At 65.1% G+C, this 12,092-nt stretch carries 12 protein-coding genes; 11 read left to right on the top strand and 1 reads right to left on the bottom strand.

Going from position 1 to position 12,092, the window contains the following annotated elements; translation table 11 throughout:
- The first annotated feature begins 246 nt into the window (after positions 1-246).
- The 9 genes from AC1AYX_RS01000 to AC1AYX_RS00960 all read left to right on the top strand — a co-directional run bounded on the left by AC1AYX_RS01000 (position 247) and on the right by AC1AYX_RS00960 (position 9,603).
- Positions 247-948 carry an ABC transporter ATP-binding protein gene (locus tag AC1AYX_RS01000; protein WP_476501746.1) on the top strand — a complete coding sequence of 234 codons (702 nt, stop codon included), beginning with the start codon at positions 247-249 and terminating at the stop codon, positions 946-948.
- An 8-nt stretch (positions 949-956) separates the two neighbouring features.
- On the top strand, positions 957-3,440 hold the full coding sequence (locus AC1AYX_RS00995) for an ABC transporter permease (protein ID WP_476501745.1): 2,484 nt from the start codon (positions 957-959) through the stop codon (positions 3,438-3,440).
- A 241-nt stretch (positions 3,441-3,681) separates the two neighbouring features.
- On the top strand, positions 3,682-4,230 hold the full coding sequence (locus AC1AYX_RS00990) for a TetR/AcrR family transcriptional regulator (RefSeq protein WP_476501744.1): 549 nt from the start codon (positions 3,682-3,684) through the stop codon (positions 4,228-4,230).
- An 84-nt stretch (positions 4,231-4,314) separates the two neighbouring features.
- The gene (locus AC1AYX_RS00985) at positions 4,315-5,109 is read left to right on the top strand and encodes an AzlC family ABC transporter permease (RefSeq protein WP_476501743.1); all 795 of its coding nucleotides are present in this window, start codon (positions 4,315-4,317) and stop codon (positions 5,107-5,109) included.
- The gene (locus AC1AYX_RS00980; protein ID WP_476501742.1) at positions 5,106-5,438 is read left to right on the top strand and encodes a branched-chain amino acid transporter permease; all 333 of its coding nucleotides are present in this window, start codon (positions 5,106-5,108) and stop codon (positions 5,436-5,438) included. The genes AC1AYX_RS00985 and AC1AYX_RS00980 overlap by 4 nt, the downstream gene beginning before the upstream one ends.
- Before the next feature lie 27 nt (positions 5,439-5,465).
- A complete protein-coding gene (locus tag AC1AYX_RS00975; protein ID WP_476501741.1) occupies positions 5,466-6,443 on the top strand; it encodes an AEC family transporter in 978 nt (325 codons plus the stop codon).
- A 79-nt stretch (positions 6,444-6,522) separates the two neighbouring features.
- Positions 6,523-7,227, top strand: a complete 705-nt coding sequence (locus tag AC1AYX_RS00970) for a L,D-transpeptidase (RefSeq protein ID WP_476501740.1) — start codon at positions 6,523-6,525, stop codon at positions 7,225-7,227.
- Between the two features lie 132 nt (positions 7,228-7,359).
- Complete coding sequence (locus tag AC1AYX_RS00965) at positions 7,360-8,190, top strand: histidine phosphatase family protein (RefSeq protein ID WP_034528342.1); 831 nt, start codon at positions 7,360-7,362, stop codon at positions 8,188-8,190.
- 111 nt (positions 8,191-8,301) lie between these two features.
- Positions 8,302-9,603, top strand: coding sequence for a uracil-xanthine permease family protein (locus AC1AYX_RS00960; RefSeq protein ID WP_476501739.1), 1,302 nt, complete (start codon positions 8,302-8,304; stop codon positions 9,601-9,603).
- Between the two features lie 122 nt (positions 9,604-9,725).
- Here AC1AYX_RS00960 and AC1AYX_RS00955 read toward each other — a convergent pair whose 3' ends face one another.
- A complete protein-coding gene (locus AC1AYX_RS00955; protein ID WP_476501738.1) occupies positions 9,726-10,766 on the bottom strand; it encodes an AraC family transcriptional regulator in 1,041 nt (346 codons plus the stop codon).
- A gap of 223 nt (positions 10,767-10,989) precedes the next feature.
- Between AC1AYX_RS00955 and AC1AYX_RS00950 the strand changes: the two genes are divergently transcribed.
- Positions 10,990-11,151: a hypothetical protein gene (locus tag AC1AYX_RS00950; RefSeq protein WP_476501737.1), complete on the top strand. Its 162-nt coding sequence runs from the start codon at positions 10,990-10,992 to the stop codon at positions 11,149-11,151.
- Positions 11,152-11,299: 148 nt separating this feature from the next.
- Entirely contained in the window at positions 11,300-12,007 is a 708-nt protein-coding gene (locus AC1AYX_RS00945; RefSeq protein WP_476502021.1) for an SDR family oxidoreductase, read from the top strand.
- The last annotated feature ends 85 nt before the right edge of the window (positions 12,008-12,092 follow it).

Here is a 12,092-nt window from a genome sequence, read left to right as displayed (position 1 = left end):
CCTCCTTGTCGCCATTATTTGCCGGACAGGCTGATTCTGTGCTGTTACGCGGTTGTCCGGCACGGATTCATGCCGGAAACCCGATCCGAGACGATTCCGCGCTTGCCTGGCACGGCTCCTGTCTCCGTTAACCCCACACTGTATCGGGATATGGGGATTTAACCCTACGCCGTGATGGGTTACGCTCTCAGGTGCCCGGTGAACAATGGAAGACAGCACCGGTGCCGACCAGAGAGGTGAAAAACGATGAGCTTCCTTGAATTTCATGACGTGGTCCGTCAGTACGGCAGCGGCGAATCCGCCGTGTTGGCCCTCGACCATGCGACCTTCGACATCGAGCAGGGCGAACTGGCCGTGATTCTCGGCGCGTCCGGCGCCGGCAAATCCACGGCGTTGAACATCCTCGGCGGCATGGACCGCGCCACGTCCGGCAGCGTCAGGCTGGGGGATCGCGACGTCACGAAGGCGTCCGATGCCGAACTGACCGACTACCGCCGCTTCGACGTAGGCTTCGTGTTCCAGTTCTACAACCTCGTACCCAACCTCACGGCCCTCGAGAACGTGGAGCTCGCCTCGCAGATCTGCCCCGACGCGCTCGACGCCCGCGAAACCTTGGAGAAGGTGGGGTTGGGGGAGCGTCTCAACAACTTCCCCGCGCAGCTTTCCGGCGGCGAGCAGCAGCGCGTGTCCATCGCGCGCGCCCTCGCCAAGAACCCGAAGCTGCTGCTGTGCGACGAGCCGACCGGCGCGCTCGACTACAACACCGGCAAGGAAGTGCTCCAGCTGCTGCAGGACTCCTGCCGCCAGCGCGGCATCACCGTCGCGCTCGTCACCCACAACTCCGCGCTCGCGCCGATGGGCGACCGTCTGATCCGCTTCCGTTCCGGCAAGGTCACCGAGATCGCCGTGAACGAGCATCCGACGCCCATCGCCGACATCGAATGGTAGGTGGGCCGTTGCGTAGAACCGCACTCTGGAAGGACGCGTGGCGCACGATCGCCGGCAACGGACGACGGTTCGCCGCCATCGCAATCATCGTGGCGGTCGGCGTGATGATGCTCGGCGGTCTCAACACCGTCGGCAAGGACATCCGCGCCGGCCTCGACGACTTCTTCGACGCGACCGGCATGCACGACATATCCGTCGTCTCCACGCGCGGATTCGACGACGCCGACATCGCCGCGCTGCGCAAGGCGGACGGCGTCGCCGACGCGGCGGGCATCCGTTCGCAAAGCGTCACGACGAAGATCGACGGCAAGCGCGCCGCGGCCACCGTCTCGACTCTCGACGACCGCGGCATCGACGACCCGTACCTGAGCGAGGGGCGCCTGCCGAAGGCCGGCCACGAGATCGCCGTCACCCGGCAGTACCTCGATGACTCCGGCAAGCAGGTCGGCGACACGGTGACGTTCTCCGCCGACGGTTCAGCGACGGCGACGGCCGCCGCGACCCGCACGCCCGCCGTGTTCGACGACGGCGCGTACCGGATCGTCGGCGTCGTCATCGACCCGAACGACATCGTGAACCCCTCCGGACCGCTCGCCCTCGTGACCGCCTCGAAGACCGTCCACCCGATGTTCGTCAGCGGGGACGCGGTCGTGAGTGACGCCATGCCGTACACGTCCGCCGTCGTCACCGTCACCGGCGCGAAAGCGCTGAACACGTATGACGACGACTATCTGGACAAGGTCGACGCCGCGAAGACCGCCATCGGGCATGCTGCGCCTTCGGGTGTGAAATGGATCGTCAACGACCGCAGCGCCGTCACCAGCTATGAGGACGTGAAGACGCAAAGCGAGATGATCTCCCGCCTCGGCACGTTGTTCCCCGTGCTGTTCCTCGTCATCGCGCTGCTGGTGAGTCTGACGGCCATCACGCGCATGGTGGAGGAGGACCGTCAGCTCATCGGCACGTACAAGGCGCTCGGCTACGGCCGTCGCGAGATCATGCTCAAATTCCTCGTCTACTCGGCCGCGGCCTGCCTGCTGGGCGGCGTGCTCGGCGACCTGCTGGGACTCATCGGACTGCCGTTCGTGTTCACGCGGAAGATGCTGGCGAACCTGTATCTGCTGCCGCATTATCCGCTGCTCGTCGATTGGCGGCTCGCCGTCGGCGGTGTGCTCCTGTTCGTCGTCGTCATCACCGGCGCGGCGATGGCCGCCTGCACGGGGTCGTTGCGGCTGGAGCCCGCTGAGCTCATGCGCCCCAAGGCGCCGAAAGCCGGCAGGACGATCATGCTGCAGCGCATCGGATTCATCTGGAACCATCTGGGATTCCTGGACAAGGTGACCGCCCGCAACCTGTTCCGCTACAAGTCGCGCGCGCTCATGGTCATCATCGGCGTGCTCGGATGCACCGCGCTCATGACCGCAGGCTTCGGCATGGGCTCCTCCGCGCTGACGCTCATGCCGCGCCAGCATGGCGAGATCTCCGTCTACGACGTGATGGCCGTGACTTCCGCCGCCGATCACGACAAGGCACAGCAGGCGCTCGACAAGGACGAGGATGTGGAATCCGCGCTGCCGTTGCAGCTCGGCTCCGTCACCCTGGCCTCCCCGGACGCGGACGCCGGCGACCATGACGCGAAGCTCACCGCGCAGCTCATGGTCATCCAGGACGGCGAATCGACCGACGGGCATATCAACATCCAGACGCCGTCCGGCACGCCGATCGAACTGTACAGCGCGGATGGCGACGACCTGACCGGCGGCGGCATCATCGTCACCGCGAACGCCGCGAAGAAGCTCTCGCTTGTCGAAGGTTCCGAGGTCGACGTGACCGACGCTATGGCGAACACCGCCGGACTGCCCGTGTTCGTGATCGCGCAGTACTACACCGGCAACGTCGTGTTCATGATGCAATCCGCCTATGAGAAGGCGTTCGACGCCGATTATGCGCCCAACGCCGACCTCGTCAACGTGAAGGGCGACGATAACGCGCAGATCGCGTTCGCCGACCGGCTCGCCTCGCAGAGCGACTACCTGTCCGTGACGAGTTCGGCGAAGCAGGAGCGCGACTTCGTGAAGAGCTTCGCCATCTTCTTCGCGATGATCGGCTTCATCGTCGCCATGGCCGCGATCCTCGCCGTCGTCGTGCTGTACACGCTCGCCTCCACGAACATCTCCGAACGCGAACGAGAACTCGCCACCATCAAGGTGCTCGGCTTCCGCCGCGGCGAGGTGCACGGCTACGTGAACAAGGAGATGCTGCTGCTCGCCGCCATCGGCATCGCGATCGGTCTGCCGTGCGGCCGCGGGCTGCTCGGCTTCCTCGTGAGCCGGCTCGATCTGCCCGGCATGAACATCGTGCCCAACGTGCTGTGGTACTGCTATGCGGCGGCGGCCGTGTTGGCGTTCCTGTTCACGCTGCTGGTGAGCCGCGCCACGAACCATGCGCTCGACCGCATCGACATGGTCGGCGCGTTGAAGAGCCCCGAGTGACGCGGGCGACGATCCGATTCGCGTATTCGCGCGCGCAATGTGTGTGGGCCCCGCATCCTGCGGCAAGGATGCGGGGCCCACACGCGTGTTGAGACAAGGTGCGCCGTCGGCGGGAATACGGAAGCCGTCGGCGTTGTGTACGAGTGTACGCAACAGTATGTACGAACGTACATTACGGCGTGTATGCTGGATGACGACATCGATATCACGATCGGACATCACGACAGCGAGGAGGTGCGCCATGGGGGAGTCGACCCGCCGCTTCGACCCGGAACGCAAGGACCGCATCATCGAGGCGTGCCTCGACGTCATCGCGGCCAAAGGGGTGGCGGGTGCGTCGCACCGCGTCATCGCCGCCGCCGCGAACGTGCCGCTCGGATCGATGACCTACCATTTCGACGGCATGGCCGATCTGCTGCATCAGGCGTTCGACCGGTACGCGGACCGTTGCATCGCCTCGTTCGCCTCGCGTATGGACGAGGCGACGGACGAAGCCGGGGCATGCGAGGCCGTCGCCCGGCATATCGAGACCGATCTGGTGAGCACGCAGCGCGACCTCGTCATCAATATGGAGCTGTACACGATTGCCGCCCGAGACCCCGCCTACCGTGACATCACCGAACGCTGGATGGCCGCCAGCCGCGCACAGCTGGAACGGTTCTTCGACAAGCCGACCGCCGCGATCCTCGATTCGCTCATCGAGGGGCTGACCCTGCACCGGGCGCTCGGTGACGGCACGCTGGACGCGGCCGCCGTCCGCGAGGCGATCCGCCGCGCCGTCCCAAAATGAACGCCCGCCGTCACGCCGCGTCCGATGCGTGATAGCATGTCCGCCGCAATCAATCCGGAAAAGAGAGACGAGGAGAGACGCGGCATGACACGGGAGGAGCGGCGCGGCATGCGCCTCAAGGCGTTGAAGGCGGCGTTCCCGCTCACCGTGCCGATTGCGCTCGGATTCCTGTTCCTCGGATGCTCGTACGGCATGCTCATGGGCACGAAGGGATTCTCGTTCGTCTGGCCGATGTGCATGAGCGCGTTCATCTTCGCCGGTTCGATGGAATTCGTCACCGTGAACCTGCTGCTCTCCGCGTTCAACCCCGTGGCCGCGTTCCTGCTCGCGCTCATGGTCAACGCGCGCCACCTGTTCTACGGCCTGTCCATGCTCGGACGGTTCCGCGGACTCGGCTGGAAACGCCCATACCTGATCTTCGGCATGTGTGACGAGACGTTCGCCATCAACTCTTCGACACAGGTTCCCGAAGGGGTGGACCGCGGCTGGTTCTACCTCTGGGTCACCGTGCTCAACCAGGCGTACTGGGTGGCGGGCGCGACGCTCGGCGGCGTGATCGGCTCGAATCTGCCGTTCGACACGGACGGCCTCGAATTCGTGCTCACCGCGCTGTTCCTCGTCGTCTTCCTCGACCAGTGGCTCGGCGCCGGCACAGGCCGCCGCGGCCGCGTCAGCGCGGTCGTCGGCGTGCTCGCGTCCCTCGCCTGCCTCGTCGCGTTCGGTCCGGACGACTTCATGATCCCCTCGCTGATCGCGATGATTGTGCTGTTCGTCCTGCTGCGCCCGCGGCTTGACGACCTGCATGATGACGATGCCGAGGATGCCGCCGTGGCGGCAAACGACGAAGGCAATGAGGAAGAAAAGGAGACGACGCGATGACGATGACCGTGATCCAGGGGGTGATCACCGTCGCCGTGGTGGCGGCGGGCACGATGCTCACCCGGTTCCTGCCGTTCCTCGTGTTCCCCGAGTCGAAGCAGCCGCCGCGCCTCATCGAATACTTCGGCAAGGTGCTGCCCTATGCGATGACCGGCCTGCTCGTCGTCTACTCGCTGCGCAACACGCCCATCCTGACCGGCAGCCACGGCGTGCCCGAACTCATCGCATGCCTCGTGATCGTCGCATTGCATCTGTGGCGGCGCAGCATGCTGCTCTCCATCGCCGGCGGCACCATCGTCTACATGCTGCTCGTCCAGCTCGTGTTCTGAGGATTTCCGTAGGGAAGGGGATAATCCGTGCAGCAGTTCGGCATCGTGCTCGGCCAGATGATCGGCATGGCCGTGATGATGGTCGTCGGCTATATCTGCGTCAAATCCAAGGTGCTCGGCGAGACCGCGCTGGACGGCATCTGCGCGTTCATCCTCAAGGCGGGCATCCCGCTGCTCGTCTTCTCGAACGCCGTGTCCGGCACGACGCGTGCCGACCTCATCGGCTCCGACGCGATCATCGCGATGACGCTCGTCATGTACGCGCTGCTCATCGGCCTGTTCACCCTGCTCTCCTACGTGCTGCGATTGAAGCGCGAACGCGGACGCATGTTCCGCGGCTGCTTCGCGTTCGGCAACGCCGGGTTCATCGGCCTGCCGCTCATCCTCGCCCTGTTCCCCGGCAGGGGAGCGCTCTACTTCGCGCTCATGTCCATCGTCGACCAGTTCCTCCTGTGGACGTACGGCGTATGGACGTGCAAGAAGGTCGACGACCGGCAGTCCATCGCCGACGAACGCCCCGCACACGGCTGGCTCGACCGTCTCACGCCGCTCGTCAGCCCCGCGCTCATCGCCGTGGTGCTCGCCGTCGCGCTGATCCTCGCCGGCGTGACCATCCCCGACGTCGTGCTCACCCCGTTGAAGACGCTCGGCTCCACCGCCTCGCCCCTGTCCATGGTGTATCTGGGCGGTCTGTTCGCCATCCGCGACTGGACGGGCATCCTCGGGAAATACGAACTGTACGTGGGCATCGTCGTCAAGATGCTGCTCGTCCCCGTCGGCTTCTATGCGCTGCTCACCACCGTGCCGCCGATGCTCGGCCTCGGCGCCGTCAACCCGGACATGGTGCATATGATGACCCTCGTCTCGGGCCTGCCGACCATGAGCACCATGGTCATGTTCGCCGAACGAGAACACAACCAACCCGAATACGCGATCGGCATGGTGCTCGTCACCACCGTCGCCAGCCTGTTCACGCTCACCGCGGTCTCGTTCCTCGTGTTCTGAAACCCGTTACCGCGTCGGAACTGTCGGATACCATCAAGGGGAGGCCAAGGCTTCGTTCATCTTGGATTAGGGGGTGCATATGACCGGACGTCGTTCGCCATACGTCGGTCTGCATCGCAGGCGCACCGACTGGCTGCTCCTCGGGGAGATGCTGCTGTGCGCCATGCTGGCCATCGCATTGTGCGGCACCATTGCCCTATGGCAGGCCCGCGCCGCCGAGCGCGACGCCGTGATCGCCGCTTCGTCCGGCGCGGGTGCGTCCGTGCAGGTGGAGGACATCGCCGAGAAGTCCCTGCGACGCAGGACGGTACCGAAGGTCAACGAGACGCTCGCCAAACAGCGCGAATCCGAGGAGCAGCGCGCCCGCTGGACGAACCCCACCGGCGGCGTCCAGCCCGATCTCGCCCAGTACACCGGCATCAGCGTGGACGTGGACCTCGCCGCGCAGAGAGCCTACGTCAAGTCCAACGGGCAGACCATCTACACGATGGTCACCAGCACCGGCATGGACGATTCCACGCCGCACGGCACCTACACGGTGGACGCGCGCGGCCCGCACTTCTTCAACGCGTCCGAAGGCATGGGCGCCGACTACTGGGTGCGGTTCTACGGCCCCTACCTGTTCCACACGGTACCCACTGGCGAGAATTTCGGCGATTATCTGCCGGACGAGGGGGCGAAGCTCGGCCGACCTGCCTCGCACGGTTGCGTGCGGCTCAGCATCGCCGACGCGAAATGGCTGTACGAGCAGCTGCCCGACGGTACGCCCGTCACCATCGCCTGAATTCTCGGTGAACTTCCGCCGCCGTGCGTATGACGGTCATACGCACGGCGGCGTTTTCGATTATGCTGGAAATCCGCATGTTCCGGTGGGTCCGGAACGCATTCGACGACGACACGACGAAAGGAGACGCCCATGAGCATGCCGCTTGACCTCTATGTGATCCGACACGGCGAATCCGAGGCGAACATCATCGTCCAGGCGGGGGACCGGGGCGACAATTCGCTGTACACGCAGGACAACGTGACCGTGCCCGACCGCTCCTGGCGACTGACCGGCACGGGGCGCAAGCAGGCCGACTGCATCGGCCGCTGGCTCGTCGGCCAGCAGCAGCTGTTCGACCGTTATCTCGTCTCCCCGTACGTGCGCACGCGCGAAACCGCCGCCACGATGGCCCTGCCCAAGGCGAAATGGGAGGAGAACCGCGTCATCCGCGAACGCTCCTGGGGCGAGATCAACACGATCACCAAGGACGAGTTCAAGACCAACTACGCGCGCAACTGGATGTTCAAGAACACGGATCCGCTGTACTGGCGTCCGCCGGCGGGCGAATCCGTGGCCGACGTGGCCGAGGACCGCGTGCACAACGTGCTCAGCTCCCTGTCGCGCAAATCCGACCTGGGCAGCGTGGTCATGGTCACGCACGGCGACTTCATGCTCGCGCTCATGCTCACGCTGGAGGACCTCTCGGACGAGGAGTTCCTGCACCGCGCCGCCTCGCCTGACTGGGCGATCACCAACTGCACGTGCCTGCACTACACGCGCCGCGATCCGGAGACCGGACGCACCTCCAAGCGCATGCACTGGGAGCAGACCGCCCGGCCCGTCCTCAACGAGGAGACCGGCAAATGGGAGGTGAAGGTGGACCCGTGGCGCGAGTTCAAGCGCCCGTACCTCTCGAACGGCGACCTGGTGGACGTGGTGCACGCCGTCGACCCGCATCTGCTCGACTACTACGGCAAGTGACGCCGGTGGCGTACCGAGGTGCCGACGCGCCGACGCATAGGGCGGCTACAATGGCTTCGAATCGCGGGGACGGGGTATGCCCCGCAAGAGAGAAGCTAAGGAGAGCCACTTATGAGCGAGCCCAAAGGCAACATCTTCCAGTGGAAACTGCACGGCGACGGCAAGACGCTCGCGCCCGGCGAGGTCGTCGAACCCGATGAGCGCTTGACCTGGACGCGCACCGCGGGCATCGGCGCGCAGCATGTGATCGCCATGTTCGGCGCCACGTTCCTCGTGCCGATCCTCACCGGATTCGACCCGTCCACCACGCTGTTCTTCACCGCCATGTCGACCGCATTGTTCCTGCTCATCAACAGGAACGTGCTGCCCAGCTACCTGGGTTCCAGCTTCGGCTTCATCGCGCCGATCACCGCCGTCACCACCGCGCACAAGGGCATCGCCGTCGCCAGCTTCGGCATCATGACGACCGGTATCCTGCTCGCCCTGATCGGCATCGCCGTGCACTACGCTGGCGCCAAGTGGATCGACATCATCATGCCGCCGGTCGTCAACGGCGCCATCGTCGCGATCATCGGCTTCAACCTCGCGCCCAGCGTGTGGGCCAACTTCCAGAAGGCGCCCGACACGGCCATCGTGACGTTGCTCGCCGTGCTGCTCATCGCCGTGCTGTTCAAGGGCCTGCTTGGCCGTCTCAACATCCTGCTCGGCGTGATCGTCGGCTACGCGTACGCGTGCTTCCGCGGCCAGGTGGACTTCTCCGCCATCGCCGACGCCGCATGGGTGGGCCTGCCGAAGTTCCACATGCCGCAGGCCGACCTCACGATCCTGCCGATGTTCCTGCCGGTCGTGCTCGTGCTCGTCGCCGAGAACGTCGGCCATGTCAAGTCCGTGGCGCAGATGACCGGCCGCGACTACGACGACCAGATGGGCACCGCCCTGCTCGCCGACGGTCTCGGCACCACGCTCGCCGGTTTCGGCGGCGGCTCCGGCACCACCACGTACGGCGAGAACATCGGCGTGATGGCCGCCACCAAGGTGTATTCGACCGCCGCCTACTGGTGCGCCGCCGCCTTCGCGCTGATCCTGTCGCTGTGCCCGAAGTTCGGCGCCGTCATCAACACGATCCCCGCCGGCGTGCTCGGCGGCGTCACCACGCTGCTCTACGGCATGATCGGCATGATCGGCATCCGCATCTGGGTGGAGAACAAGGTCAACTTCGACAAGCCGCTCAACATCATGGTCGCCGCCATCACGATGATCATCGCGATCGGCCAGTTCGCGTTCACCGTGAACGGCATCTCGTTCAACGGCATCGCGATCGGCACGATCGTGATCCTCGTCGCCTACCATGGTCTCAAGGCCGTCGGCAAGAGGACCGGCACCATCGAGAAGGACGACCCCGACATCCTGTAATCCCGGCATCTCCTCCATCATCTCCCATGGTGCGGTGAAATCCCCATGGTGCGGTAGGGCGTTTCGGCGGAATTCCGCCGAAACAGGGAATCCCCCTTACCGCACCATGGGGATTCGTCGTCCTAGGCGCGGGCGTTGCGATAGGCGTTGGGGGTCATACCGAAGCTTCTGCGGAAGACACTGATGAAGTAGCTCGACGAGGAGAACCCGCAGGCGCGCGCCGTCTCCGCCACCGAGGCGTCCGTGCCGGACAGCATGCTTTTCGCCTCCTCCAGACGACGGTCGGTGAGACATTCTCCGGGAGTGCGTCCGACATGCCTGCGGAACAGGATGCAGCATTGGCTGCGGCTCACCCCGCCCGCCGCGGCGATATCGTTCAGCCCCAGCGGCGTGGCGAACCGCTGCTGGATGACGCCGATCATGTTGAGTACGGCCAGACGGTCACGTTGGTCGGCGTCGTCGTTCACGGCGTCGTCGGCGTTCTCGGCGGGGGAGAACCGGTCGAGAACGGCGTCGCAGATGCGGATCGCCGCCGCGACGGCGGGCAACGGGTCGCCGTCGTGCACGTCGCGGTCGCCGGGAGATGGCGCCTCTGAGGAGTCCGACGACGACGCGGGTCGCATGCCCGCCGAAGACGACGCCGTCGCACCGGTGCTGGCCGCGAGGGCGCCACGCGTCCGCGCGTCGCGCCTGCCGCCGCCCGGCATGAGGCGCACGACCTCCTCGATGCCCATCAGCACGTCGCGCTGCCATGGCACGTCGGGCGACAGCAGGAGACAGTCGTCCATGTGCTGGGCGAACGCGCGCGAGCATCGTGCGCTCGTCGCCGTGGTCAGGTTCTCGAACAGTTCCGGTCCGATGACCGCGCAGGAGAACCACGCCTCCTTGTGTTCGGGGGAGAAGGAGTAGTGGAGCCGGCTGGAATTGATCACCAATCCGTCCCCGGGGTGCATGACCACCGTCCGCCCGTTGACGAAATAGTGGAGCGTGCCGCTGACCACGCGGATGAATTCGAGGTCCCGATGCCAGTGGCAGGGGCATCGGTAGTCGGCGAACGCGGAGATCGGGTCGCAATGCGCGTAGATCGGCAGCTCGGGGATGTTGTAGTGGATGCGTTCCGACATGTCGGAGAACACCGTGATCCGTTTCGTCACCGTCGCCATGGAACGCCTCCATCTCCGGCCGTCGTGCCGGATTCATCGTATATACGATTTTGATATTATCATCGCCGTTGACGCGATGGCGGCGTCGTGGCGGCGTGTTCCGGAGCCTTATGCTTAAGGCATCTTCGCACTGCAGTGGAAGAACGGAAAAAGGAATGCGACTCGCCGGGATGTGGACGATTACGCCATATCCCGGCCTGTCGGAACCAAAGGAGTGATTTCCATGCGTACCATCATCGACACCGAAATGAACGTCAAGGCCGTCTCCATGCTCACGCGCTTCTTCGCCGCCTGCCGCGAATGGATGGCGGAACGCCTCGCCGTCCCGTACGAGGACGACTGGCTGGTCATCTGGTACCCGAAGAACGTCGCGCAGATGGCATGATTCATCGGTCCCAGGGCCACCTATGGCACGCCGGAACGCGACCGGGAGGGCGTGCCGCCGGGCGAAACGCGAAACCGCGTCGGAACGGTTCGATAGCCTGAACCATGACCCAAGAACCCATCCTCGTGAGGGAGAACCGGATATGGCAATGCAATCGAACGGGAAGAACATCGCGATCGTCACCGGCAGCGCGCTCGGTCTCGGCTACGAGCTGGCCAGGCAGCTCATCGCCGAAGGCTGGTTCGTGGCGGGCGTCGACTTCAACGCCGAGCGCCAGGCCGAACTCGAAGGGGAGTTCGGCGCCGAATCCTACAAGGCGTTCGTCGGCGACGTGTCCGACGAGGCGTTCGTGAACGCCTCCATCGCCGAGATCGCCGGACTCGGCCACGTCGACCTGCTCATCAACAACGCCGGGCAGCCCTCGTTCAAGACGCCCACCGCCTACGAGGCCGCCGACGTCGACAAGTGCCTCAAGGGTCTCAAAGGCATGATCCTGTGGTCGGTCGCCACGCTCAAGGCGGATGGAGAGGCCGATCTCAAGATCGCGAACGTGATGAGCACCGCCGCCACGCGCGGCAACGCCAACGAATCCGTCTACTGCGCGACCAAGTGGGGCGAGAAGGGCTACACGCAGAGCCTCAAGGCCGCCTACAAGGGCACGAGCGTGAAGATCGTGGGCGTCTACCCGGGCGGCATCGACACCGCGTTCTACCGCGACAGCCACGACTACGTGTCCGAGGAGAAGCAGCACACGTTCATGGACCCGGCCCAGCTCGCCGGCGTGATCCTGTTCAACCTCGTCAACGACGCGAACCTCACCGTCTCCGACATCCTCATCGAACGCAACTACGTGTGACCCACATGGAGTGATTGATCGGACCGTAAGGCCGATGCCTTGCGTGCGACGCCGCACGCAAAGTATCGGCCTTACGCTACTGTCG

This window comes from Bifidobacterium sp. LH_419, from assembly GCF_056356955.1.
The sequence above is the reverse complement of the archived record's forward strand: the minus strand, read 5'-3'. Positions and strand labels throughout refer to the sequence as shown.